The following is a 26,308-nucleotide window of genomic DNA, read 5'->3' as shown; positions in this document are numbered from 1 at the left end:
TCTCCGAACGGGGCCTTGGATCAACGGAGTTGCGACCGTCGTCCCCGACCGCGGGCGGCGCCCGTGTCCGGTGGGGCGGACGGGAAGGGGCACGCCCGCGGGGTTGGCCCCGGGGCGGTTCCGCCGGTTCCGGGGCGCGGGGGAGGGGTACCCGCCGCCGCATGACCGTCTACGGATTGCACGCCTCGCACGAACAGATCCCGCCCGCGGACCTGCTCGACGCCGTGGTGGAAGCGGAGCGCGCCGGCTTCACGGCCGCCATGTGTTCCGACCACTTCTCGCCGTGGAGCGTGCGTCAGGGGGAGTCCGGATTCGCCTGGTCGTGGCTCGGCGCCGCGCTCCAGGCCACCGACCGGATGCCGTTCGGTGTGGTGAACGCCCCCGGCCAGCGCTACCACCCCGCCATCGTCGCGCAGGCGATCGCGAGTCTCGCCGCCATGTACCCGGGCAGGTTCTGGACCGCGCTCGGCAGCGGCGAGGCGTCCAACGAGCACATCACCGGGGCGGGTTGGCCCCGCAAGGACCTGCGCAACGCGCGGCTGCGCGAGTGCGTCGACATCATCCGCGCCCTGCTGAACGGGGAGGAGGTCAGCCACGACGGCCTGGTGACCGTGGACCGCGCGCGGCTGTGGACCCTGCCGCCGGCCGTGCCGCCGCTCGTCGGCGCCGCGTGCAGTACCGCGACCGCGGCGTGGTGCGCGGAGTGGGCGGACGGCCTCATCACGGTCAACGCCCCGCGCGAGCGCCTGCGCGCGATCGTCGACGCCTATCGGGACGCTGGCGGCCGAGGCCCCCTGCACCTCCAGGCGCACCTGAGCTGGGCGCCCGACGAGGAGGAGGCGCTGGCCGTCGCCCACGACCAGTGGCGCACCAACGTGCACTCGCCCCCGGCCAGTTGGGACCTGGACTCCGCCGAACTGTTCGACATCGTCAGCGAGCACGTCACACCCGAGCAGGTCGCCGGCACGGTGAACGTCTCGTCCGACCTGGGCCGGCACGCGGCCTGGCTCCAGGAGTACGTCGAACTCGGCTTCGACACCGTCATGTTGCACCACGTGGGCCGCGAACAGAGCTCGTTCATCGAGACGTTCGGAGCAAAGGTGCTGCCGCGGCTCGACGTCACCACACCGCTGTCCGCGACGGCCGAGGAGTACCGATGCGTCTGACCCGCACGTCCGACCTGTGGTGGAAGAACGCGGTCGTCTACTGCCTCGACGTCGAGACCTACCAGGACGGCAACGGCGACGGCATCGGGGACTTCGCGGGCCTCACCCAGCGCATCGACCACCTGGTGCGCCTCGGTGTGACCTGCGTCTGGCTGATGCCCTTCTACCCGACGCGGGAACGCGACGACGGCTACGACATCACCGACTTCTACGGCGTCGACCCGCGCCTCGGCACCCTCGGTGACTTCACCGAGTTCGTCCGCACCGCCAGGGACCGCGGCATCCGCGTCATCGCCGACCTCGTCGTCAACCACACCTCCGAGGACCATCCCTGGTTCAAGGACGCCCGTTCCAGCAGGAGTTCGGCCCACCGCGACTGGTACGTCTGGCAGGACGAGCCCCCGAAGGACGGCCCCAAGGGGGTGGTCTTCCCCGACGCCGAGAACAGCCTGTGGGAGTACGACGAGGGCAGCGGCCAGTACTACCTGCACCGCTTCTACAAGCAGCAGCCGGACCTGAACGTCGCCAACCCCGAGGTGCGGGACGAGATAGCGCGCGTCGTCGGCTTCTGGACGGAACTGGGCCTGTCCGGCTTCCGCGTGGACGCCGTCCCCTTCCTGCTGGAGACGGACGGACAGGACGACGCGGACGCGCTGCCCGACCCGCACGACTACCTCGCCGACCTGCGCGCCTTCCTCGGCCGCCGCAACGGCGAGGCGGTACTGCTCGGCGAGGTCAACCTCCCCTACGACGGCCTCACCCGGTTCTTCGGCGACCCCGCTTCGGACCGGGGCGACGAACTCACCATGTGCTTCGACTTCGTCGGCATGCAGCGGATGTACCTGTCGATGGCGCGCGAGGACGCGGGTCCGCTGGCCGACGCGCTGCGCGAGCGCCCCGCCGCGCCGAAGGACGCGCACTGGGCGACGTTCGTGCGCAACCACGACGAGCTCACCCTCGACAAGCTGAGCGAGGGCGAACGCGCCGAGGTCTTCGAGGCGTTCGGTCCGGACAAGGACATGCAGCTCTACGACCGGGGGCTGCGCCGCAGGCTGCCGCCCATGGTCGACGGCGACCGTCGCCGCGTCGAGCTCGCATACAGCCTGCTCTTCACCCTGCCGGGCACGCCCGTCCTCTTCTACGGGGAGGAGATCGGCATGGGGGAGAACCTTGCGGCGGAGGGCCGCCAGGCCGTCCGCACCCCGATGCAGTGGACCCCGGAGAAGGGCGCGGGCTTTTCCACCGCCGCCCTCGACACCTTCCCGAACCCCTTGACCGAAGGGGAGTTCGGGCCGGACAAGGTCAACGTGTACACGCAGAGCCGCGATCCGGGTTCACTGCTGAGCCGCATCCGGACCTTCGTCGAGCGCTACCGGGAGGCTCCCGAACTGGCCTGGGGCGAGTACGAGTTGCTGAGCACGGGCGACCCCGCCGTACTGGCACACCTGTGCCGCACGGCCAACGGCCGGGTTCTCGCCCTGCACAACTTCGCCGACCGGGTCTCCACCGCCCGGCTGCGGCTCCCCGAGGTGGGCGCCGGCGGCCGCCTGACGGATCTCCTCGACGCGTCGCACGCCGGACTCACCCTCTCCGACGATGCCGAACTCCTCCTGGATCTGCCGCCCTTCGGCTATCAGTGGCTCCGGGTGGGCACTCCGGCGGACGACCCGGACCGGGCGACGTCCACGAGCTGAACCGGGCGCCGGGGCGGAGGGGTGTCTCAGGCTCGACGTGCCTCTCCTCCGCCCCGCGGGAAACGGGGACCGCGGACGTGAGGGTGCCCCGGGGCGGAAGCGGGGTCGCGCGGCATGGCCTCCTCTCGCCCCGGGGCACCTCCACGTCATGGCCGTGCGCCGGTGCGAATCTGGGGCGCTTGGCGTGAAATGCGGCCCGCCGTCGCCGAGTTGCCCGGGGTGCCGGGCAACTCCCCGGCGGGGAGACGTCCTTCCTGCGCGTCGCGTGCAAGCAACGCTTTACTAAATCGTTCTATCGCCGGTCCGCGGAAGCTGCTGGTACCTGGCGTTCCTGTGTTAGACATGGTCCTGCGCGTCGTGCGGCACGGGTCAACACCCCTGACGCTGAAGTCGGTTGATCACCGCGCTCGGCTGCGTCCCTGTGCTCCGACGGTGTTCGGTGTGCGACGCCGGCCCACCCGTTTCGGCTTCGCGGCCGACGAGCGTGCTTGTCCGTCCCCTCCGTTGCCCGGCGTCCGCACGGGACCGGCGCACGGTGCTCAACGGCCGGGCCCGCGCCCAGGACCTGACCCGCGCGCGTCCCGACTCGCAGCACCACCGAAGTCGCGCACCGCACCACGAAAGGCACCATCGGCATGTCCGCATCCACGCGCACGCGAAGAGCGCTGGCAGCACCCCTGGTCTGCGTCTGCCTGTCCCTCGCCGGCTGTTCGGCCGAGAGCGACGCCTCCACCACGCACACGGGGCCGGTCCGTATCGGGTTCGTCAACGGCGGCACCAGTGAGTTCCACACCTGTCTACAGGCCTCGGTCGAGGACACGGCGCAGGACAACCTCGCGACGGCGACGGTGGCGAACTCCGGCGGGAGTGCGGCCAGGGAACTCGCCAACGTCAAGAGCATGATCGCCAAGAAGGTCGACGTGATCATCCTCCAGACGGTGAACACCAGCGCCCTCGACGCGGACGTCGACGCGGCGTGGAAGGCCGGCGTCCCGATCTTCCTGACGTCGCTGACCCCTCCGGAGGGCAACGGCCACATCCTCGGTGCCGCGGTCTCCCGGCTGCCTCCCATAGGCGCCCTCGACGCCGGCTGGGTCAACAGCGAGGTCGGCGGGAGGGCCACGGAAGTGGGTGTGATCTCCGGGGACGGCTCGGCGTCCTCCGACCAGATGACCGAGGGCTTCACCGAGGCACTCGACAGCAACGTTCACGTCGCGGCGCAGGCCGAGGGATTCTATGCCGAGGACAAGGCGAAGTCCGCGGCCTCGGCGATGATCCAGGCGCACCCGAACCTGGACTACGTGTTCGTCGCCAGCGAGCAGATGGGGTTCGGGGTGCGCGCGGCGCTCGACGCGGCGGGCGCTCAGGACGTCGGCATCGTGACCGTCAACGGAACGGACGACGGCCTCAAGGCCCTCAAGAGCGGTGAGTTCGCGGCAACGGTCTCCGACTCGGCCATGGACCTCGGCGCCCTGGCCGTGACCAACGCCCTCGGGCTGCTGCGGAAGGACGACGTCAGCAAGATCGACTACGTACCGACACGCCTGGTCACCAAGGCGGACGCGGACACCGCCCCGCTCTACTGCCCGTCGTAGCGCGGCCGTTGCGGCAACGGGGCCTGCGGCCGGGCCGAGTCGACATGCCGACGCGCGTCACACGGCAGCGGTGACGCGCGCCGCGGCACGCACCGCCGGCGCGGCGCACGGAAACGGCTGACACATCGACTCGGCCTGGCCGAACCGGAACCAGGCGGGCCGATCCGTCCGACCCGGCCGGGTCACCGTGGTCAGGGGACGCGGGCCGTCCACTCCGGGTCGCTGTACTTGGTCTCGGCGAGGTGTTCGGCGCGGGCCATCTCCTCGTCCGTGACCCGGCCCTCCGTGAGGCCGTAACGGACGCGGAAGGAGTCGAGCATCTTGTCGATGACCGTTTCGCGAGGGAGTCCGGTCTGGCGGCGCAACGGGTCGACGCGCTTCTTCGCGCTCTTCGTCCCCTTGTCCGACATCTTCTCCTTGCCGATGCGCAGGACTTCGAGCATCTTGTCGGCGTCGATGTCGTAGCTCATCGTGACGTGGTGCAGGACCGCGCCGGGGCCGCCGTCGGTCGGCACCATGCGCTTCTGGGCGGCGCCGCCGATCTTGCCGGCGTCGGTCGCGATGTCGTTCAGGGGCTGGTACCACGCCTTGATGCCCATGTCGCCGAAGGCGCCGAGGACCCAGTCGTCCAGGTAGGCGTAGGACTCCGCGAAGGACATTCCCGAGACCAGGGGAGCGGGGACGGAGAGGGAGTAGGTGATGGAATTTCCCACTTCCACGAACATGGCCCCTCCGCCGGAAATGCGCCGTACCACGGTGATGCCGTGGCGGGCGGCGCCCTCGGGGTCGACTTCGTTGCGGAGGGACTGGAAGCTGCCGATGATCACGGACGGCTCGGCCCACTCCCACACCCGGAGGGTCGGGGGCCGACGGCCGGCGGCGACTTCCGCGGTCAGGACCTCGTCGAGCGCCATGTGCAGGGCAGGGGACTGCGGCCTCTCGTGGATGAGTTGCCACTCGTAGTCGGTCCAGTCGGTGGCCCGCGCCAGCGCGCGTCGCACAGCCACCGCGACGCCCTCCGCGGTCAGCCCGTACATCACGGTTCCCTCGGGCAGCGCGGCTTCGATGCGTGCGACCAGGCCGGCGGCGTCGGTCTCGGCGGGGGCCCCTTCGAGAGCGTTGTCGATAGCGGTGATCGCCTCGTCCGGTTCCAGGAAGAAGTCGCCGGCCACGCGCACGTCGCGCAGCAGTCCGTTCTCGCTGTCCAGGTCCACGACCACCAGCTTGCCGCCGGGGATCTTGTACTCACCGTGCACCGATCCGTCTCCGTTCCTGTTCCGCGTGCCGTCGTCACGACCTCCGCGGGACGCCGTGCGCGCGTACACCACCAACGCGCTCCGTGGACGAATCATTCCTGCTCATCCCGGACATCCCGAGGTTCAGGAGGCCGTGTCGTCGCTGCGGAAGAAGCTGTCCGCGCCCGTTCCCTCCCAGTCCACGGTCATGGCCTTGTCGGTCAGGCCGTAGACCCTGCCCACCGTGCGGGTGGCGTTCTTCTTGTCGCACGTCAGGCGGATGGTGTCGACGCCGTCCTCCTTCGCGGCCCTCCCGAGGCAGTGGGTGCCGCCGCCCGACAGTTCGACCCTGCTGCCCGTGAAGTGCAGGACGACGTACGAGCTCGATCCCCAGGAGCCCGCCAGTCCGGCGTCGGCGGGGCCGGTCGGCTTCACCGAGGCGGAGGCAGAGGCGGAGGGTGCCGGTGTCCCGTTTCCTTTGGCGGCGGGAGGAGTTGACCGCGGTGACGATTTCGCCGGGTCCGTGCCGCCGCATCCGGACAGGGTCAGGACGACCGCCGCGATCGACAACGACACCGCCGCCGTCACCACCGCTCCGCGCCCGGTTTCCGCCCCCGTCGTACGCCCGGTCCCGATGCCGGTCCCGGCTTCAGGTCTCGATCTCCGCTTCATGTGCGGCCTTTTCATGGTTTTTGTCCTCGTTCCGGTGGCCCCGCACGTCGTGGATCGCGGGTCGCCGGGACGATCTTGGCAGGCGGTTCCGTTTCCGCGCACCCCGAAAACCTTCACCGCGAAGGGACTTCACACCGCCGACGGCTCTCCGCGCGTCCGGCCCCGCGCCCCGCCCGTGCCGTCCGTGGGGGCTCCCGCAGGTGGGCGTACCGGAGAACCATGGTGCGCGATGTCAGTGGAGTACTGAAGAATGCGGCAAGTGAGAGATCAACTTGGGCCGGACGGGGTACGTGACCTCGTGTCCCCGCTTCCGGAAAGGCCGTTGCCGATGCCACTCGCCGTCGACCAGCCGCAGGTGAAGCATGTCCGCGCCCGGACGCGCGGGAGTTGGACGCGGGGTCGCGGAAGTGACGGGGCCGCCCGCCGTGGCGGGGACCGTCGAGCAACGGCTGTGAAGGACTGATCATGCGCGCGTCCAGCTCCCGCCCCCGCCCCCGCGGTTCGCTCAGCGAGGCCGAGACCGAGGTGCTGCGCGTCATATCCGACGCGCGCACCCCCGTCTTCGTCGCCGTGCACGCCGACGGCCGCCGCCGGTACAGCTACTGGCGCCCGCTGGACTCCACGGCCGGCCGCGGGGGTTGTTACGCCGCGCTGCCCACCGAGGTGTGCGACACCCTGCTCGACGACGGCCGGCTCGCGCTCGGTGAGCCCCTGGTCGACCGGACGCGGACCACCTACCGGGTACGCGCCGTGCACTCCTCCGGTCCCGCCCCCGCGCCGGGGCCGGTGCCCGCCCCGGTGCGCGCCGCGCAGCGCTGGGCCCGCGCCGCCTGACCGGAGCACCGGCCGGCTCCCGCCGCCGCGACGGCGATGACGGCAACGCGGGCCGGTAACGCCGGTGCCGGCAACGGCGGTGTCCGCCGCGGCGTCGGCCGCTACGGCAGTGCCCGCAGCGGCGTGTGCTGCGTGCCCCGCAGGCCCTGCCTGTTCAGGGGTGCCGTGGAGTTCCTGACGACCAGTTCCGGTTCGTGCAGGAGTTCCTTCGCGGACGACGTGACTCCCGTGATCTGGTTGACCAGCAGGGTGACCGCCGCGCGGGACATGGCCTCGATGGGCTGGCGCAGGGTGGTCAGCGGCGGGTCGGTGTAGTTCATGAACGCCGAGTCGTCGTAGCCCACCACCGAGATGTCCTGCGGCACGGCGAGACCCCGGCGCCGGGCCGCCCGCACCGCGCCGAGCGCGAGGACGTCGCTGCCGCAGATGAGGGCCGTGACCCCCTGGTCGTAGAGGTCCGTCGCCGTGGCCTGGCCGCCCTCGAAGGAGAACAGGGCGTGGCCGATGCGGCGGACGCCGTCCCCGTGCTGCGACCGCGCCGTCAGTTCGGTGAACGCCGCGGCCTTCCGGCGCGACGGGCTGTGGTCCGCCGGTCCGACGAGCAGGCCGATCCGGGTGTGCCCCAGCGCCGTGAGGTGCGCGTACGCCTGCTGGACCGCCGCCGCGTCGTCGGTGGAGACCTGCGGGAACCCGGCCGTCGGGTCGGTCGCGCTGCCGGTGTACGCGACGGCCGCGTTGAGCAGCACCACGGGCACCCCGCGCCGCAGCAGCGACGAGTACTCCTCCGCGCTCAGCCCGCCGCAGAAGATGACGCCGGAGACGTGCTGGTCGAGGAGCATCGCGACGTACTCGGCCTCGGTCAGACCGCCCGCGGTACGGGTGCACAGCACCGGCGTGTAGCCGAGCTGGACCAGGGCACCGCCCGCGACCTCGGCCAGCGCGGGAAAGATCGGGTTCTGCAACTCCGGCAGCACGAGACCCACCAGCCGCGCCCGCACACCCCGCAACTGCGTCGGACGCTCGTACCCCAGCACGTCGACCGCGGTGAGCACCGCCTGTCTTGTCGCGTCGGAGACACCCGGCTTGCCGTTCAGGACACGGCTGACCGTCGCGTCGCTGACCCCCACGCGCCGGGCCACCTCGGAGAGCCTACGAGTCATGCGAGTTCTTCCGTTCTTCCTGAGCGGTTGAGTCAACGTGCTGATGAGCGAAGCGAGTCGGCTGCCGGGGAGCGGACCTTCCGGCCCGCTCCCCGGCAGCCGCCGCCGTCAGCCGCGCACGCGGCGCAGCCACACCGACGTGTCCGGCGGCAGCACCCGCGCCGTCACGTCCACCTCGGGGCCGCTCGCCAGCACCACCTCCGTGTCCGCCGGCAGCGCGGCCGGCGCCGCGGACAGGTTGGCGACGCAAACGAAACCGGCACCTCGCTCGAAGGCGAGGACACCCGGGTCGTCGCTGGGCAGCCAGGTGAACTCCTCGTTGTGCAGGCCCTGTTCGGCCCGGCGTCCGGCGAGGGCGGTGCGGTAGAAGCCGAGCATGGAGTCGGCGCGGCCGTCCTGCGCCTCGGCCGTGTGGTCCGCCCAGTCGGCGGGCTGCGGCAGCCACGGCGGGGCGCTCGCGCCGGCCGGGCTGAACCCGAAGGGCGGTTCCTGGCCGGACCAGGGGAGCGGGACGCGGCAGCCGTCGCGGCCGATGTCGGTGCCGCCGGTGCGGTGGAAGATGGGGTCCTGGCGCCGCTCGGCCGGAATGTCCTCCACCTCCCACAGGCCCAGTTCCTCGCCCTGGTAGATGTAGTGCCCGCCGGGCAGTGCCAGGGCCAGCAGCAGCGCGGCGCGGGCGCGGCGGGTGCCGAGGGCCAGGTCGGTGCTGGTGCCGTGCTGGCGCAGCGCGTGCCCGTAGGAGGAGTCGGCGCGGCCGTAGCGGGTGACGTGCCGGGTGACGTCGTGGTTGGACAGCACCCAGGTCGGCGCCGCGCCCACGGAGGCATGCGCGTCGAAGGTGGCGTCGATGACCGAGCGCAGTGCCGCCGGGTCCCAAGGGCTGTTCAGGTAGTCGAAGTTGAAGGCGGTGTGCATCTCGTCGGGCCGCAGGTAGTGCGCGAAGCGCACCGGGTCGGCGAGCCACACCTCGCCGATCAGGGCGCGCGGCGGCGAGTACGCGGCGGCCACCTCGCGCCAGGCGCGGTAGATGGAGTGCACGTCGTCGCGGTCGATGTAGGGGTGCGGCACGGGCGGCGACGCCGGGTCGAAGTCGGGCAGTTCGGGGTCCTTGGCCGGCATGGTCGCCGAGTCGATCCGCACGCCGTCGGCACCCAGGTCGAACCAGAAGCGCAGGACGCTCTCGTGCTCCTCGCGGACCTTGGGGTTGTTCCAGTTCAGGTCGGGCTGCTCGGGGGCGAACAGGTGCAGGTACCACTCTCCCGGGGTGCCGTCCGGGTTGGCGGTGCGGGTCCAGGCCGGACCGCCGAAGACCGACTGCCATTCGTTGGGCGGGAGTTCGCCGTCGGTGCCGCGTCCGGGGCGGAACCAGAACAGGTCGCGGGCCTCCGCGCCGGGACCGGCCTCGCGTGCCTCGCGGAACCAGGCGTGCTGGTCGGAGACGTGGTTGGGCACGATGTCGACGACGATGCGCAGCCCGAGTTCGTGGGCCTCGGCGATCAGCGCGCCGGCCTCGGACAGGTCGCCGAACATCGGGTCGATGCGCCGGTAGTCGGCGACGTCGTAACCCGCGTCGGCCTGTGGCGAGGCGTACCAGGGGCTGAACCACAGCGCGTCGACGCCGAGTTCGGCCAGGTAGGGCAGGTGCTGCCGGACGCCCGCGAGGTCGCCGACGCCGTCGCCGTCGCCGTCGGCGAAGGAGCGGGGATAGACCTGGTAGATGACGGCGTCACGCCACCACTCGTGGTGCTGGGACGCGGTGTCGTTCGCTGTGGCCACGTGGGCTGGCTCCTTGATCGGGGAGGTGACGGCGCCGTCCTCGGCGCACGGCGGGGCGGACCCGGCCCGAACGGGCCGGATCGTCATGGGGGTCGGCGGCGTGTGTGCGGGATCAGCCCTTGAGGGCTCCCGCGGACAGGCCGCCGAGGATGTGCCGCTGGAAGATGAGGAACAGCACGATCATCGGGACGGCCGCGATGGTCAGACCGGCGATCATCTCGGTGGGCGGTACCTGGGTGGTGGACGTCGACAGCCGGTGCAGGGCGACCGACAGGGTCTGCTTGTCGGGGTCCTGGAGGACCAGCAGCGGCCACAGGAAGTCCTTCCACATGCCCACGACGGAGAAGATGGAGACCACCGCGAGGACCGGGCGGGACAGGGGCAGCACGACGCGCAGCAGCACCTGCATGCGGGAGGCGCCGTCGATGGCGGCGGCGTCGAGGATGTCGCCGGGAATCTGGTCGAAGAAGCGGCGCAGCACGTAGATGTTGAAGGCATTGGCCGCGCCCGGGAGCCACAGTCCCCAGGGGGTGTTGAGCAGGTTCAGGTGCAGGATCGGCAGGTCGTTCACCGTGAGGTACGCGGGCACCAGCAGGGCGGCGGCCGGCAGCATCAGGCTCGCCAGCATCGCGGCGAAGACGAACTTGCCGAAGGCGGGCCGGAGTTTGGACAGCGAGTACGCCGCGCACACGTCCACGGCCATCTGGATGAACCAGCCGCCGGCGGCGTAGTAGACGGTGTTGAGGAAGAAGTGCGCGATGTCCATCTGCGTCCACGCGTCGCGGTACGCGGCGAAGTGCACGGACTTCGGCAGCAGCGTGGGCGTCGCGGCGGCGAACTCCTTGGGGGTCTCCAGCGCCGAGGACGCCATCCAGTACAGCGGGAAGACGAACACCGCGACGAACAGCACCACCGTGAGGGTCAGCAGGGCGTAGTAGATGCGGCGGTTGCGGGGGCGGGCCAGCTCCTGCGCGGAGACGAGGCTCCGGGGCGCGGTGGACGCGGGGCCGGGGGCGGTCGTGGTCATCTCTGGTCCTCCTCAGCCCTGGTCCGACGTGTCGCGGGTCAGCCGCAGGTAGAACGCGGCGAAGACGCCGAGCACGACGAACAGCAGCACACTCATGGCGGCGGCGAGGCCGAAGTCGTTGTTGACGGCGAACGCGTAGCGGTAGATCAGCGTCATCACCGTGATCGTGGACGGGTTGGTGAAGCCGGTGAGCTGGAACGGCTCGATGAACACCTGCATGGTGGAGATGATCTGGAGCAGCAGCAGGACCAGCATCACGAACCGCATCTGCGGCAGCGTCACGTGCCGCAGCCGCGCCCAGATGCCCGCGCCGTCCAGCTCGGCTGCCTCGTACAGGTCGCCCGGTACGGCCTGGAGCGCCGCCAGGTACATCAGCGTCGCGCCGCCCATGTTGGCCCAGGTCGACACGAGGACGAGGGAGATCATCGCCATGTGCGGCGACTGCACCCACTGCGACGTCGGCAGGTGCGCGCCGCGCAGCAGGGTGTTGAACAGGCCCTGGCCGGGATCGTAGAAGTACTGCCAGAGCATGACGCAGACGATCGGCGGCAGCATCACGGGGAGGTAGACCGCGATCCTGAAGAACCCCTTGAAGTGCCGGAGTTCGTTGAGCAGGACGGCGATGACGAGCGGCACCGCGTACCCGAAGAGCAGGGCGAGGCCGGTGAACTCGGCGGTGTTGCGCCACGCCGTCCAGAACAGCGGGTCCGCGAACAGGTGGTGGTAGTTGGTCAGTCCCACCCACTCCGGATCGGTGATGAGGTTGTCCTGCTGGAAGCTGAGGGTGATGCCGCGGATCAGCGGATACCACGAGAAGTACGCGAAGCAGAGAATGCCGGCTGCCAGGAAGGCGTACGCCAGGGCGTTGTCGGCGATCCGCCGTCGCAGCCGCGCCCGCCCGGCCGGCCGTGGCTCGGGCGCGGCTGCGACGCCGACCTCGCTGCGGTGCGGCGCCAGGGACGTCGCCATAGAACTCTCTCCTTGTTGCTCAGTACTCAAGTGGGTTGCGGTGAAGCCCGGTTCGGTGTCCGGCGTGGCCGCCGGACACCGGACCGGACCCCTCGGGCCGGCACGCCGGCCCGTCGGTCACTGCGCCGCGAGCAGGGAGTCGACCTGCTTGGACGCGTCGGACAGCAGCTTGTCGATGTCGGCGTCCTTCTGCGTGAGGACCTTCGCCATCGCGGTGTCCAGGACCGCGTAGATCTGCTGCGCCTGCGGGGGCTCCAGCTTCAGCGGGATCGAGCCCATGGCCTCGGTGAACGGGGCGTAGTTGGCGACGGGTTCGTTCGCGTACTTCTTGTCGGCCGCCGCGCGCGTCCGCTGCGCCTCACCGGTCCAGATGTTCGGCTCGGGCAGGCCGACGGGCTGCTTGTTCTCCGCCGCACGCTGCTGGCCGGACGTGATGCGGTCGGGGTTCTCGTACTTGAACATCACCCAGGCGAGCGCCGCCTTGGTCTGGGCCGCGCTGTTCTTCGGGTTGAACATGAAGCCGCCGCCGCCGCCGAGCGTGCCCTTGCCGTCCGGCATCGGGCCCAGGCCGTAGTCCTTCGGGTCGCCCTTGTACTGCGCGGCGATGGTGGGGATGTTGTCGGAGGTGGCGAGGTACATGCCGAGCTTTCCGGCCCCCATCATCTGCAACAGGTCGGCCCACTCCAGGAGTTGGCGCTTGCCCATGGAGTCGTCGGTCCACCGCATGTCGTGCAGCTGCTGGAGCACCGCGCGTCCGGTGGCGTTGTCGAAGTCGGCCTTCCAGGTGCCGTCCGACTGCTGCTTGGCGACGTCGCCGCCGCGCGAGTACATCTCGGCGGTGAAGTGCCAGCCGCCGGTGTTGGACTTGCTGTAGTCGCCGTACCCGGCGATGCCGTTGCCGAGCGCGGCGATCTTCTTGGCGTCGGTCCGCACCTCGTCCCAGGTGGTGGGCGGGCTGTCGGGGTCGAGGCCGGCCTTCTTGAACAGGGCCCGGTTGTAGACCAGTCCCATGGTGTAGTTGCCCTCGGTCACGCCGTAGGTGCGGCCCGCCTTGTCCTGGAAGACCTTGCGCAGCTCCGGCTTGACCTGCTCGGCCTGCGGATAGTCCTTCAGGTAGTCGGTGATGTCGGCGGCCTGGTGCTTGGCCATCAGGCCGGCCGGGTCGGTCAGGTACACGTAGAAGGCGTTCTCCAGCTGCCCGCCCGCGAGCTTGGTGGAGAAGGTCTGCGGGTCCATCTGGCCCTCGTGCGGCACCACGTGGATCTTCGGGTTGGCCTTCTCGAAGGCGGCCACGTCCGACAGGAAGATCTTGCGGTTGACCGGGTCGGTCTTGGCCGGCATGTCGTTCACCGTGATGGTGACCTTGCCGTCCGAGGAGGCGGAGCTGTCCGAGCTGCCGCAGCCGCTCGCGGTGAGGGCGAGGGTCGCGGCGGCCGCCACGGCGACTGCGATGCGGGCTCTGCTGCCCGCCGGGAAACCGGTCATGGATCGTCCCTGATCGTGAGGTGGGGATTGCGGGAACCCGCTCTCCCTGAGGTGACGGACAAGTTACGTGCGCACCCATCGCGGAGCAATACGTAAACCCACATGCGCAAAGCGTCGACGACCTCCGTCAACTCCCCCGAAAACAACGGACGAAAGACAGCGCAAGAAGCCGACATGCCTGCTTTCGCCGGTTTGTCGGTCCCCTCCGGATGAACTTCGCGGACATGTCGGCGAGTTCGGAAGCCGGGTCACCGGACGTTCGGATGCGTCGTTGCCCGCAGGTCAGGGCAGACGCAGGAGTCGCACGCAACGCGCGGTGCAAGAATCCGACAGGAAACCTGGAATCCGCCACAAGTTCCGCTTGCGTGGCCGCGCGGCGGCCGGTGTATTCGTGCTGGTAATCGGGGATGCGGGGGCGGAGAAACCCTGCCGGGTCGCCGTCCGCGTAATTCCGGGGCGCGGCGCGATGCATTGCCTGCGGGTTAACGCCGGGCTACGGTGCGCGTCACCCATCCCCGCTCTCCTTCCCGTGGGAGTACCCCATGCCCCAATTCCCTTCAGGCACAAGTGTGTTGAAAGTGAGACCCGCCCTCCTCGCGGTGGCCGCCCTGGTGGCGCTGCTGTGCGCGCTGGTCGGCCGGCCCCCGCAGGCGTTCGCCGCGACGTCCACCACCTACCAGGCGGAGTCGGCGGCCCTGTCCGGCGGCGCCGTCGCGCAGAGCGACCACACCGGATACACCGGCACCGGCTTCGTCGGCGGCTACACCGACGCCGACAAGGGCAGCGCGGCCACCACCTTCACGGTGAGCGCCGCCGGTGCCGGCGCCTACGTGTCGGCGCTGCGCTACGCCAACGGCTCCGGAGTCGCCCAGAGCCTGTCGGTGTACGTGCGCGGCACGAAGACGGCCACCGTCCAACTGCCGGTGACCGCCGACTGGAACACGTGGGCCACCGTCAGCACCACGCTGAGCCTGACCGCGGGCAACAACGCGGTCGCCTACAAGTACGACAGCACCGACACCGGCAACGTCAACCTCGACGCGATCACCGTGACCGCCGCGCCCACGTCACCGGCCGGACAGTACGAGGCGGAGACCGCGGCGCTCTCCGGCGGCGCCGCCACCGAGACCGAGCACACCGGCTACAACGGCACGGGATACGTGGGCGGTTACACCGACACCCACAAGGGCACCGCCGCCACCACCTTCACCGTCAGCGCCACGAGCGCCGGCAGTGCGGCCGTGGGCCTGCGGTACTCCAACGGCACCGGCTCCGCGCAGACCCTGTCGGTGTACGTCAACGGCACCAAGGCGCTGACCACTTCGCTCGCGGCGACCGCCGACTGGAACACCTGGGCGGTCCGCAGCGAGAACCTCACCCTCAAGTCGGGCAGCAACACCGTCGCCTACCGCTTCGACAGCACCGACACCGGCAACGTCAACCTCGACGACATCACCGTGGGCGCCGGGACCACCACGCCGCCCACCGACCCCGGCACCGGCGGCGCGGCGGGCCGGGCGTACGAGGCCGAGACCGCGTTCTTCACGGGCGGCCCCTCCGTCGCGACCTCCCTCACCGGCTTCTCCGGCACCGGATACCTCACCGGATTCACAACTCAGGGTGCGCAGGCGGTCGTTGACACCTCGGTGCCGTCGGCGGGCACGTATCCCGTCGCCGTCACCTACCGCAACACCACCGGCTCCGCGCAGACGCTCTCCCTGTACCTGAACGGCATCAGGTCGTCGCAGCTCAGCCTGCCCGCCGCGACCGGCTGGTCACACGTGTCCGTCTCGGTGAAGCTGCGTTCCGGACTCAACCTCGTGGGTGTGCAGACCGATTCGGGCGACACCGGCAACGTGGCGGTGGACAGCGTGTCCGTCGACGGCGGCACCGCCCCGACCACGCAGGGCGCCACCCTGCCGTACACCGAGTACCGCGCCGCGGACGCCACCACCACGGGCACCGTCCTCGCCACGAGCAGCGCCTACCCGAGCATGTCCGCCGAGTCCACCGGCCGCAGCGCCGTCAAGCTGACGGCCACCGGCCAGTACGTGCAGATCACCCTCGGCAAGGCCGCCAACTCGGTGGTCGTGCGCTACTCGATCCCCGACACCGCCTCCGGCTCGGTCACCACCGCGCCCCTGTCGCTGTACGCGGGCGGCACCAAGGTCACCGACCTCCAGACGACCAACAAGTTCTCCTGGATCTACGGTCCCGGCTACTACGACACCAACACCCCCGGCTACAGCGGCGACAGCGCCGGACACCACTACTACGACGAGGTGCGCTTCCTCAACACCGCCACCTGGCCCGCCGGTACCGTCCTCAAGCTCCAGAAGGACGCCGCCGACACCGCCGCCTCCTACACCGTCGACGTCATCGACACCGAACTCGTCGACGCCGCCTACACGATGCCCGCCGGATACGTCTCGGCCGCCGACTACGGCGTCACCCCCGGCACCACCGACGTGACCGGCGCACTCAACACGGCGCTGAGCACGGCCTCTTCGGCGGGCAAGGGCCTGTGGCTGCCCTCGGGCACGTACACGGTCTCCGGCCGCGTGAACCTCACCAACGTCTCCCTGCGCGGCGCCGGCCAGTGGTACACCACGATCAGGTCGACGGCGGAGAACGGCGCGGGCGGCCTCTTCGCCAACGGGGGCCGCAACCAGATCGCCGACCTGACGATCTCCGGCGACCAGACCTTCCGCAACAACGACTCCGGCGCGGCCGCGATCGAGGGCACGTTCACCTCCGGGTCGCTCATCTCCAACGTGTGGATGGAGCACACCAAGGTCGGCCTGTGGGCCAACCCGGGCACCGGCCTGCTCGTCTCCGGGGTCCGCGCCCGTGACATCTTCGCCGACGGCATCCACGTCCACGGCGGCTCCTCCAACACCCGTGTGGAACAGTCCAACGTGCGCAACACCGGCGACGACAACATCGCCCTCGACACCGAGGGCGGCAACGTCTCGACCAGCACGGTCTCGCACAACACCGTCCAACTCCCCATCCAGGCAAACGGAATCGGCGTGTACGGCGGCTCCGGCAACACCCTGGAGAACAACTCCGTCAGCGACACCGTCGCCTTCGGTTCCGGCATCACCGTCAGCACCTACTTCGGCCAGGGCTTCTCCGGTCCGACCACCGTGCGGGACAACCTCCTCACCCGCTGCGGCTCGTACCACATCAACTGGGCCACGAACATCGGCGCGTTGTGGATCTACGCCGACACCGCCGACATCACCCAGCCCGTCACGGTCACCGGCAACACCATCAAGGACAGCACCTACCAGGGCGTGCTGCTCAGCTACGCCAAGCAGATCAGCAACCTGACCCTCGACCACGACACGATCACCAACGCCGGCACGTACGGCTTCGACCTCAACAACGTCACCGGAGGCATGACGGTCTCCAACACCACCGTGACCGCCAAGTCCGGCGGCCTGCTCAACAACGCACCCGGCTTCACCGTCACCCGCGGCAGCGGCAACAGCGGGTTCTGAGCCCGGCGGCACGTCGGCCCAGGGCCGCCCACACACACCTGACGTGTGCGGGCGGCCCGTCCGTCGTCCCGCTCGGCGCGCCCGTGCAAGCTCCGGCGAACGGGCAATCCCGAGCGGAATTCGGCCGGAAACGTGCGGATACACTCCGCGCATGGCTCGCAGACTCGCAGAAGTGGCTTACCGGGTGGGTGTCAGTGAGGCGACGGTCAGTCGCGTCCTGAACGGCAAGCCGGGCGTGTCCGACAGCACCCGCCAGGCGGTGCTCACCGCGCTGGACGTGCTGGGGTACGAGCGTCCGACGCAGTTGCGGGGTGTGCAGGCGCGGCTGGTGGGTCTCGTGCTACCGGAGTTGCAGAACCCGATCTTCCCGGCGCTGGCCGAGGTCGCGGGCGGTGCCCTGGTCCAGCTCGGCTACACGCCGGTGCTGTGCACCCGTACCGCGGGCGGTCTGACCGAGGCCGAGTACGTCGCGATGCTCCTCGACCAGCACGTCTCCGGCGTCATCTTCTGCGGCGGGCTCACCGAGGTCGAGCACGCGGCGCTGCTGAAGCGCGGGGTCCCCGTGGTGCTGCTCAACGCCGCCGTCGACTACGCGGGGTTCCCCCGGGTCTCCACCGACGACACAGCCGCCGTGCGGCAGGCCCACGCACACCTGTCGGCCATGGGGCACACCGACATCGGGCTCATGGTCGGGCCCGTGCACCACATGCCCTCGCGCCGCAAGGTCGCCGCCTTCACCGAACTCACCGCCGCGAGCCGGGGCAACCACCCCGTCGGCCACGCCCTGTTCTCCTTCGAGGGCGGCCAGGCCGTCGCGGCGGAACTGCTCTCCGCCGGTGTCACCGCCCTGATCTGCGGCAGCGACGTCCTGGCCCTGGGCGCGATACGCGCCGCGCGCCGCAAGGGACTCGCCGTGCCCGGCGACCTGTCGGTGGTGGGCTACGACGACTCGGCGTTCATGAACTACACCGACCCGCCGCTGACCACCCTGCGCCAGCCCATCGAGGCCATGTCCCGCGCGGCGGTCACCCTCCTCGCCAACCAGATCTCGGGCGAGAACCCCACCCCGCAGGAACTGCTCCACGAGCCCGAACTGGTGGTCCGCAACTCCACCGCCCCGCCGCCCGCCGCGGAGATCGCGACGGCCCGGCGGGCGTGACCGCCGACGGCCCCAACGGGTGAGGAACGTCACGGAGTTGGTCCCATGGGGGCGAACAGTGACAAAACCCTGTGGCGCGTGGGGCGGCGCAGGCGCGTGTGACCTCTCCGATCACGCGAGGCACGCAGGTCGCACAGCCCCGGTCCGCCCCGCACCGGGTGTTCGGCGCGATTCCACCCGCCGTGCACCACCCGGGCGGGTGCTGTCAGACGCGCGTGCTCTCATGGAGCCATGATCGGAGAAATCGAAACCATCGACGAGTTTCCCGCACACCACTCGGCAGCCGTCGAAGAAGCGGTCCGCGAGGCGGCCGCAGCCGAGATCATGCCCCGCTTCCGCCGCCTCGCCGAGCACGAGATCGACCAGAAGAAGGGCCCGCACGACCTGGTGACCGACGCCGACCGGCTGGCCGAGCGCCTGCTGACCGAGCGGCTCGCCGCCCTGCTGCCCGGCTCCGTCGTGGTCGGCGAGGAGGCGGTGCACGCCGACCCGGCGACGTACGACGCCCTCCGGGGCGACCTGCCCGTCTGGATCGTCGACCCGGTCGACGGGACACGGCAGTTCGTGCACGGCGACACCGGATTCTGCACCCTCGTGGCGCTCGCCCACCGCGGGGTCGTCCTCGCCTCCTGGACGTACGCACCGGCCCTCGGCCACTTCGCCACCGCGATACGCGGCCGGGGCGCCCGCCTCGACGGACGGGAACTGCGCGCCGGGTCCCCGCAGCCCGGCCGGGACCTGGAGGTGGCCGTCTCCCACCCCGACTACACGACCGACGACGAGAAGCGCGCCCTGCGCCCGCTGTGGACCGACGGCGTCCGGCCGCGGCCCTGCGGGTCGGCCGGCCTGGAGTACCTGGCCGTCGCCCGGGGCGAGCTCGACGCCGTCGCGTTCACCTGGGAGGCGGCCTGGGACCACGCGGCCGGCCTCCTGCTGGTGGAGGAGGCGGGCGGCACCCACCTCACCCGCTCCGGCGAGCCGTTCCGGATCACCGGGGGCAACGTCTTCCCGTTCACCGCGGCCCGCGACGAGGCGACGGCCCGCCGCGTGCGGGCGGTCCTCGCGGACGCGGACGACGCCTGACGCGCCCCCGGGGCGCCCCGGCCCGGCGGGCGCCCCGGCCGTGCCGGGGCCGCGACGGCCGTGCCGGGGCCGCGACGGCAGCCGGGACGCCCGGCGGCGCGCTGCCGGGGCGGCCGCCCCGCGAGGCCGTCGCGCCCCGGGCATATCCTGAACCCCAGTGGCCGTCGGCTGACGAAGGAGTCCGAAGGTGCCGTCGATGCTCGATGCGGTCGTGGTGGGTGCGGGGCCGAACGGACTGACGGCTGCCGTGGAACTGGCCCGGCGCGGCTTCTCCGTGGCCGTCTTCGAGGCCAGGGACACCGTCGGCGGCGGCGCCCGCACGGAGGAACTCACCCTGCCCGGCTTCCGGCACGACCCGTGCTCCGCCGCGCACCCCCTCGGCATCAACTCACCGGCGTTCCGCGCCCTCCCGCTCGAACGCTACGGCCTTGAGTGGCTGCATCCCCAACTCCCCATGGCCCACCCGTTCCTGGACGGCAGCGCCGCCGTGCTGTCGCGTTCCGTCGCCGAGACGGCGGCGTCCTTCGGCCCGCGCGACGCGGGCGCGTACCGCAGGCTGGTGCGGCCGTTCCTCCCCAAGTGGGACGCTCTCGTACGGGACTTCATGTCCCTGCCGCTCAGCTCCCTCCCGCGCGATCCCGTCACCCTCGCCCGCTTCGGGCTGGCCGGCCTGCCGCCCTCGACGCTGCTGATGCGCCGCTTCCGCGACGAACGGGCCAAGACCCTCTTCGCCGGTCTCGTCGCCCACGTGATGGCGCCCCTGTCCGGCATCGCGACCGGGGCCATCGGTCTCGTCTTCGCCCTCGCCGCGCACGCCCGCGGCTGGCCCGTCGCCCGCGGCGGCTCGCAGTCGATCTCCGACGCGCTCGCCGCCTACCTGGTGGACCTCGGCGGCACCCTCCACACCGACTACGAGGTCAGGCGCCTGGACGACCTGCCGCCCGCCCGCGCCTACGTCTTCGACACCTCGCCCACGGCGCTGGCCCGCATCGCGGGACTGGGCCGCTTCTACGAGGGCTACAAGTACGGCCCCGGCGTCTTCAAGGTCGACTACGCGCTGGACGGCCCGGTGCCCTGGACGGCCGAGGAGGCGCGCGTCGCCGGTACCGTGCAGGTCGCCGCGAGCGCCGGTGAGATCGGCAGCGCGCTGCGGGCGGTCTCCCGCGAGGGCAGGGCACCCGAGGCGCCGTTCCTCATCACCGTGCAGCCCGGCGTCGCCGACCCCGGCAGGGCACCCGCGGGCAAGCAGGTCTTCTGGGCGTACGGGCACGTCCCGAACGGCTGGACGGGTGACCTCACCGACGCCATCGAGCGCCAACTGGAGCGGTTCGCCCCCGGGTTCCGCGACCGGGTGCTCGCGCGCGCCACCGCCGGGCCCCCCGAACTCGCCGCCCGCAACGCCAACTACGTCGGCGGCGACATCGGCTCCGGAGCCGCCGCGGGTCTGCAACTGATGCTGCGGCCCCGGCTCTCGCTCTCCCCGTACAACACCCCGCACCCGGCCGTCTTCCTCTGCTCCTCGGCCACGCCGCCCGGCCCGGGAGTGCACGGCATGTCGGGCCACAACGCCGCGAAGGCGGTCTGGCGCAGGCTGCGCGAGGTCTGAGGAGGGGCGCCACGGAGAGCACGGGGGAGGGGCACGCGGTGACGGCCGGGAAACCGTCCCGGCCGGGCCCGGAAAGCCGTTCGTGCGGGTACCCGGGGGGTCCGTAGGGTTGGTCGCCGTATCGTGCGACCGCGTGCGACGCGTCCGGAGGAGGAACGAAGCCATGCCCCGCATCACGCTCGTCCAGGGAGACATCACCCGGCAGACCGCCGACGCGATCGTCAACGCGGCCAACTCCTCGCTGCTGGGCGGCGGGGGCGTCGACGGCGCGATCCACCGGCGGGGCGGGCCCGCGATCCTCGACGCCTGCCGCGACCTGCGGGCCGGCCACTACGGCAAGGGGCTGCCCACCGGGGCCGCCGTCGCCACGACCGCGGGCGACCTGGACGCCCGCTGGGTGATCCACACCGTCGGGCCCGTCTTCAGCCGGGGCGAGGACCGCTCGGCACTGCTCGCGTCCTGCCACCGGGAGTCGCTGCGCGTGGCCGACGAACTCGGGGCCCGCACGGTCGCGTTCCCCGCGGTCTCCACCGGTGTCTACGGCTGGCCGGTCGACGACGCGGCCCGTATCGCGATCGGCACCGTGCGGGAGACGGAGACCGCGGTCGAGGAGATCAGGTTCGTCCTCTTCGACCAGCACGCCTACGACACGTTCGCGGCCCAGGCCGGCTGACCCGCGGACCCGGCCGCCGCGCCGCCTTCTCACATCCCGCGATCACCTGCTGTGCGGCAGGTGTAACCCCGCCCGGACGGCCCGGGAGACAGCCGCGTAATGGGCGGTTCGTACGGTCACCAGGGTCGTGACCGGCCACTTCCGGGTCCCCGGGGCGTGACCGGCCGATCCGACCAGGAGGGGAAGGGACGCCCGTGGCCGCGCCGGACTCGCCGACCGCCGATCCGACGGCAGCGCCCGGGACGGCGCCGCGGACAGCAGGGGAAACGCAGGCGGCCCCGCCGGCCCCGGCGGCCGTCGCGCACGTGCCCCCGCCCGCCGCCGGCCCAACCCAGGTGCGCACGGTCTGCTCGTACTGCGGTGTCGGCTGCGGCATGGTCCTCGACGTCGGGTTCGGGCCGGACGGCCGCCGTACCGTGCTCAGGGCGACCGGGGACGCACGGCATCCGGCGAACTTCGGCCGGCTGTGCACCAAGGGAGCGACCACCGCGGACATGCTCGCCGCCCCCGGACGGCTCTCCGCGGCGCTCGTCCGGCCCGCCCGCGGCGAGCAGGCCGTGAGCACGGGCCTCGACGAGGCGGTCCGGGAGACCGCGCGGCGGCTGCGCGCGATCGTCGACGAACACGGCCCCGACGCTCTCGCGTTCTACGTGTCCGGCCAACTCAGCCTCGAAGCGCAGTACTTGGCGAACAAGCTGGCCAAGGGGTTCGTGCGCACCGACCGGATCGAGTCCAACTCCCGGCTGTGCATGGCCAGTGCGGGCACCGGCTACAAGCTGTCGCTCGGCGCGGACGGTCCGCCCGGGTCCTACCAGGACTTCGACCGGGCGGACGTCTTCCTCGTCATCGGCTCCAACATGGCCGACTGCCACCCGATCCTGTTCCTGCGCATGATGGACCGGGTGAGGACGGCGGGGGCGAAGGTCATCGTCGTCGACCCGCGCCGCACCGCCACCGCCGCGAAGGCCGACCTCTTCCTCCAGCTCAGGCCCGGCACCGATCTCGCCCTGCTGAACGGCCTGTTGCACCTGCTGCACGAACAGGGGCACACCGACCCGGAGTTCATCGCCGCACACACCGAGGGCTGGGACGCGATGCCCGCCTTCCTCGCGGACTACCCGCCCGGCGTCGTCGCGGACCTCACCGGCGTCCCCGAGGCGGACCTGCGCGCGGCGGCCCGGCTGATCGGGGAGGCGGGGGAGTGGACGAGCTGCTGGACGATGGGCCTCAACCAGTCCACGCACGGCACCTGGAACACCAACGCCCTGGTCAACCTGCACCTCGCGACCGGCGCGATCTGCCGGCCCGGCAGCGGCCCGTTCTCCCTCACCGGCCAGCCCAACGCCATGGGCGGACGCGAGATGGGCTACATGGGGCCCGGACTGCCCGGCCAGCGCTCGACCCTCGTCGACGCCGACCGCGCCTTCGTCGAGGAGCTGTGGGACCTGCCGCCCGGCACCGTCCGCGCGGACGGCGGCGGCCGGGGCACCGTCGAGATGTTCCGCGAGATGGCCGCGGGCGACATCCGCGCGTGCTGGATCATCTGCACCAACCCGGTCGCGTCCGTCGCCAACCGGCGCACCGTCGTCGAGGGCCTGGAGGCGGCCGAATTCGTCGTCACCCAGGACGCGTTCGCCGAGACGGAGACCAACGCGTACGCGGACGTCGTGCTGCCCGCGGCCCTGTGGACCGAGACCGAGGGTGTCCTCGTCAACAGCGAGCGCAACCTCACCCTCGCCCGCCCCGCCGCCGATCCGCCGGGGGAGGCCGCCGCCGACTGGCGGATCATCGCCGCCGTGGCCCGCGAGATGGGCTACGGCGAGGCGTTCGCGTTCGACAGCGCCGAGGAGGTCTTCGCGGAACTCAAGCGGGCCTGGAACCCCAGGACCGGCTGGGACCTGCGGGGCGTGACGTACGAGCGGCTGCGGTCCACCCCCGTGCAGTGGCCCGCGCCGACCGCCGACGGCCCCGACCGCAACCCGGTGCGCTACGTCGCCGAGGACGGCACGCTCGCCTTCCCGACGCCGAGCGGTCGCGCCGTCTTCCACGCCCGCCCGCACCTTCCGGCCACCGAAATGCCGGACGACGACTACCCGTTCGTCCTCAACACCGGTCGGCTGCCGCACCAGTGGCACACCCTGACCAAGACCGCGAAGGTGCCGAAGCTCAACAGGCTCGACCCCGGCCCCTTCCTGGAGGTCCACCCCGAGGACGCCGCCCAACTCGGCCTGGCGGAGGGGGACTCCGTCGAGGTCGCCTCGCGGCGCGGCCGTGCCGTGCTGCCCGCGCGGGTCACCGACCGCGTACGGCAAGGGAGTTGCTTCGCACCGTTCCACTGGAACGACCTGTTCGGCGAGTACCTGAGCGTGAACGCCGTCACCGACGACGCCGTCGACCCGCTGTCCTTCCAGCCCGGGTTCAAGGCGTGCGCGGTCTCGCTCACCAGGGTGCCGACCCCCGTCACGGTGCGCGCGCCCGCCGCCGCGACCCCCGTGCCTCCGCCCACCGCGCCTCCCGGGTCCGCCGCCCCCGCGCCCACGCGGGAGGCCGATGCCGGCCCGTTCGGGCTCGACAGCGCCCCGCCCCCGGTGCTCACCGAGGACGAACGGCGTTACCTCACGGGGTTCCTGGCGGGCATCCCCGCCGGGACGACCGGCGTCCCGGTGCTGCCGGCGGGCGCGCCCTTCAGCCCCGCGCACGCGCTGTGGGTCAACGGCGTCCTGGCCGGCATGTACTCCCGCACCGGGACGCCCGAACAGCCCGAACCCACGGAACCCACGGAGCCCACGGAACACGCCGACCCGGCCGCCCCCACCCCCGCCCGCGAGATCGTCGTCCTGTGGGCCTCGCAGACCGGCAACGCCGAGGACCTCGCCGCCCGCACCGCCGAGCGGCTCACCACGGCCGGTCACACCCCGTCCCTGGTCGGCATGGACGAGGCCGACCCCGCCGTCCTTCCCGCGGGCGCCGACCTGCTGCTCATCACCAGCACCTTCGGCGACGGCGACGCCCCCGACAACGGCGCCGGCTTCTGGGAGACCCTCGCGGCGCCCGACCCGCCGCTGCGCATGGACGGGCGGCGGTACGCGGTGCTCGCCCTCGGCGACTCGGCGTACGCCGACTTCTGCGGCCACGGCCGCCGCCTCGACGCGCGCCTCGACGAACTCGGCGGTGTACGGCTCGCCCCGCGCTCCGACTGCGAGCCGGACGACCTGGACTCCACCGCGGTGGCCTGGCTCGACCAGGTCCTCGCCTCCCTCACGAGCACCCCGGCACCCCCGCCCGCCGTGGAGCCCGCGGCACCCCCGGCCGCCGCGCCGGCCCCCACCGCGCCCTCCGCCCCGCGCCCCCGGCGGCCCGCCCCCGCCGTCGCCCGCCTCGTCGGCAACCGGCTGCTCAGCCTGCCCGGCGCGGGCAAGGAGGTCCGCCGCCTCACCCTCGACACCCGCGACTGCGCGACCACCCTCCTCTACGAGGCGGGCGACGCCCTCGGAGTGCGCCCGCGCAACGCCTCCGGCCTGGTCGCCGAATGGCTCGACGTCACCGGCCTGGACGCGGGCACCGCCGTGGACGTCGGCGACGCCGGGCGGGTCGAGCTGGGCGAGGCGCTGCTGCGCCACCTCGACATCACGCGGATCACCCCCGGCCTGCTGCGCTTCGTCGCCGAACGCGCGCACGACCCGCGCGAGCTGCACAACCTGCTGCGCCCCGACAACAAGGGCGAGCTGGCGAAGTGGTCCTGGGGCCGGCAGGCCGTGGACGTGGTCGGCGAGTACGGGGTCCGCGCCGACGCCGCCGAGTGGGCCGCGGTCCTCGGACGCCTCCGGCCGCGCCTGTACTCGATCTCGTCCAGCCCCCTCACCGACCCCCACCAGGTCTCGCTGACCGTTTCCGTCGTGCGGTACGAGAACCGGGACGGGCGGCCCCGGCAGGGTGTCTGCTCGCCCTTCCTCGCCGACTCCGCGCCGGGCACCCCGGTCCCCGTGCACGTGCAGAGCGCACCGCACTTCCGGCCGCCCGCGGACTCCGCCACACCCATGGTCATGGTCGGGCCCGGCACCGGCGTCGCGCCGTTCCTCGGGTTCCTCGACGAGCGGCGCGCCCGCGGCGACCGGGGCCCGAACTGGCTGTTCTTCGGCGAACAGCACCGCGCCACGGACTTCTACCACGAGCGGGAGCTGACGCGGTTCGTCGCCGACGGCACGCTCGCCCGCCTCGACACCGCGTTCTCCCGCGACCAGCGCGCGAAGGTCTACGTCCAGGACCGGCTGCGCGAACACGGACACCGGCTGTGGGCCTGGCTCCAGGACGGCGCGCACTTCTACGTCTGCGGCGACGCCTCCCGCATGGCCCGCGACGTCGACCGTGCCCTGCGGGACGTGGCCGTCACCCACGGCGGCCTCGACGAGACGGCCGCGGCGGCGTACGTCAAGCAGTTGGCGGCCGACAAGCGGTACGTGCGCGACGTGTACTGAGCGCACGAGCGGCGAGGCGGGGACGGGGAGGCGGGGACGGGGAGGGCGCGGGGCGGCACGCGCGCGGCACCCTCCCGCCCGTACGCCCGTTCCCTTGTCGTACGGTGTCCCGAGCCGCCCGGCGGGTCCCAGCCCAGGGAACCTTGATGTCGGATTCTCGCCAGCGACAGCGTCCCGGGTGGCCGATGCTTGA

The 26,308-nt window shown here is 71.8% G+C and carries 17 protein-coding genes; 10 read left to right on the top strand and 7 right to left on the bottom strand.

The features are described from left to right. The first annotated feature begins 161 nt into the window (after positions 1 to 161). From ACFZA0_RS30480 to ACFZA0_RS30470, 3 genes are all read left to right on the top strand, one after another. Complete coding sequence (locus ACFZA0_RS30480; RefSeq protein WP_391022899.1) at positions 162 to 1,166, top strand: TIGR03885 family FMN-dependent LLM class oxidoreductase; 1,005 nt, start codon at positions 162 to 164, stop codon at positions 1,164 to 1,166. Further along, positions 1,157 to 2,860, top strand: coding sequence for an alpha-amylase family glycosyl hydrolase (locus tag ACFZA0_RS30475; protein WP_391022897.1), 1,704 nt, complete (start codon positions 1,157 to 1,159; stop codon positions 2,858 to 2,860). The genes ACFZA0_RS30480 and ACFZA0_RS30475 overlap by 10 nt, the downstream gene beginning before the upstream one ends. 635 nt (positions 2,861 to 3,495) lie before the next feature. Continuing rightward, positions 3,496 to 4,455, top strand: coding sequence for a substrate-binding domain-containing protein (locus ACFZA0_RS30470; RefSeq protein WP_391022895.1), 960 nt, complete (start codon positions 3,496 to 3,498; stop codon positions 4,453 to 4,455). Positions 4,456 to 4,646: 191 nt separating this feature from the next. Here ACFZA0_RS30470 and ACFZA0_RS30465 read toward each other — a convergent pair whose 3' ends face one another. Both ACFZA0_RS30465 and ACFZA0_RS30460 read right to left on the bottom strand, forming a co-directional pair. Beyond that, the gene (locus ACFZA0_RS30465) at positions 4,647 to 5,711 is read right to left on the bottom strand and encodes a lipoate--protein ligase family protein (protein WP_391022893.1); all 1,065 of its coding nucleotides are present in this window, start codon (positions 5,709 to 5,711) and stop codon (positions 4,647 to 4,649) included. Positions 5,712 to 5,834: 123 nt separating this feature from the next. After that, on the bottom strand, positions 5,835 to 6,125 hold the full coding sequence (locus ACFZA0_RS30460; RefSeq protein ID WP_391022892.1) for a hypothetical protein: 291 nt from the start codon (positions 6,123 to 6,125) through the stop codon (positions 5,835 to 5,837). 702 nt (positions 6,126 to 6,827) lie between these two features. Between ACFZA0_RS30460 and ACFZA0_RS30455 the strand changes: the two genes are divergently transcribed. Then, positions 6,828 to 7,196 carry a hypothetical protein gene (locus ACFZA0_RS30455; RefSeq protein WP_391022891.1) on the top strand — a complete coding sequence of 123 codons (369 nt, stop codon included), beginning with the start codon at positions 6,828 to 6,830 and terminating at the stop codon, positions 7,194 to 7,196. Between the two features lie 101 nt (positions 7,197 to 7,297). On the opposite strand, the gene ACFZA0_RS30450 is transcribed toward ACFZA0_RS30455, so the two are convergent. From ACFZA0_RS30450 to ACFZA0_RS30430, 5 genes are all read right to left on the bottom strand, one after another. Continuing rightward, on the bottom strand, positions 7,298 to 8,356 hold the full coding sequence (locus ACFZA0_RS30450) for a substrate-binding domain-containing protein (RefSeq protein ID WP_391022889.1): 1,059 nt from the start codon (positions 8,354 to 8,356) through the stop codon (positions 7,298 to 7,300). Positions 8,357 to 8,464: 108 nt separating this feature from the next. Continuing rightward, complete coding sequence (locus ACFZA0_RS30445; RefSeq protein ID WP_391022888.1) at positions 8,465 to 10,219, bottom strand: alpha-amylase family glycosyl hydrolase; 1,755 nt, start codon at positions 10,217 to 10,219, stop codon at positions 8,465 to 8,467. 25 nt (positions 10,220 to 10,244) lie between these two features. Next, positions 10,245 to 11,159: an ABC transporter permease subunit gene (locus ACFZA0_RS30440; RefSeq protein WP_391022886.1), complete on the bottom strand. Its 915-nt coding sequence runs from the start codon at positions 11,157 to 11,159 to the stop codon at positions 10,245 to 10,247. A gap of 12 nt (positions 11,160 to 11,171) precedes the next feature. Beyond that, positions 11,172 to 12,128, bottom strand: coding sequence for an ABC transporter permease subunit (locus ACFZA0_RS30435; protein WP_391022884.1), 957 nt, complete (start codon positions 12,126 to 12,128; stop codon positions 11,172 to 11,174). A gap of 117 nt (positions 12,129 to 12,245) precedes the next feature. Further along, positions 12,246 to 13,613, bottom strand: a complete 1,368-nt coding sequence (locus ACFZA0_RS30430) for an extracellular solute-binding protein (protein WP_391022882.1) — start codon at positions 13,611 to 13,613, stop codon at positions 12,246 to 12,248. A gap of 578 nt (positions 13,614 to 14,191) precedes the next feature. On the opposite strand from ACFZA0_RS30430, the gene ACFZA0_RS30425 reads away from it, so the two are divergent. The 6 genes from ACFZA0_RS30425 (at position 14,192) to ACFZA0_RS30400 (ending at position 26,115) form a co-directional block, all read left to right on the top strand. Beyond that, positions 14,192 to 17,119, top strand: coding sequence for a CBM35 domain-containing protein (locus tag ACFZA0_RS30425; RefSeq protein WP_391022880.1), 2,928 nt, complete (start codon positions 14,192 to 14,194; stop codon positions 17,117 to 17,119). A gap of 151 nt (positions 17,120 to 17,270) precedes the next feature. After that, the gene (locus ACFZA0_RS30420) at positions 17,271 to 18,278 is read left to right on the top strand and encodes a substrate-binding domain-containing protein (RefSeq protein ID WP_391022877.1); all 1,008 of its coding nucleotides are present in this window, start codon (positions 17,271 to 17,273) and stop codon (positions 18,276 to 18,278) included. Between the two features lie 231 nt (positions 18,279 to 18,509). Further along, positions 18,510 to 19,361, top strand: coding sequence for an inositol monophosphatase family protein (locus ACFZA0_RS30415; RefSeq protein ID WP_391022876.1), 852 nt, complete (start codon positions 18,510 to 18,512; stop codon positions 19,359 to 19,361). 196 nt (positions 19,362 to 19,557) lie between these two features. Continuing rightward, positions 19,558 to 20,967 carry an FAD-dependent oxidoreductase gene (locus ACFZA0_RS30410; RefSeq protein WP_391022874.1) on the top strand — a complete coding sequence of 470 codons (1,410 nt, stop codon included), beginning with the start codon at positions 19,558 to 19,560 and terminating at the stop codon, positions 20,965 to 20,967. Between the two features lie 163 nt (positions 20,968 to 21,130). After that, positions 21,131 to 21,640, top strand: a complete 510-nt coding sequence (locus ACFZA0_RS30405; RefSeq protein ID WP_391022872.1) for an O-acetyl-ADP-ribose deacetylase — start codon at positions 21,131 to 21,133, stop codon at positions 21,638 to 21,640. Positions 21,641 to 22,014: 374 nt separating this feature from the next. After that, positions 22,015 to 26,115 carry a molybdopterin-dependent oxidoreductase gene (locus tag ACFZA0_RS30400; protein ID WP_391023201.1) on the top strand — a complete coding sequence of 1,367 codons (4,101 nt, stop codon included), beginning with the start codon at positions 22,015 to 22,017 and terminating at the stop codon, positions 26,113 to 26,115. Positions 26,116 to 26,308: the final 193 nt, after the last annotated feature.

It is taken from the genome of Streptomyces sp. NPDC008150 (assembly GCF_042956945.1).
Taxonomy (GTDB): Bacteria; Actinomycetota; Actinomycetes; order Streptomycetales; family Streptomycetaceae; genus Streptomyces.
Note: the sequence above shows the minus strand (reverse complement) of the source record. Positions and strands in the feature narration are given on the sequence as shown.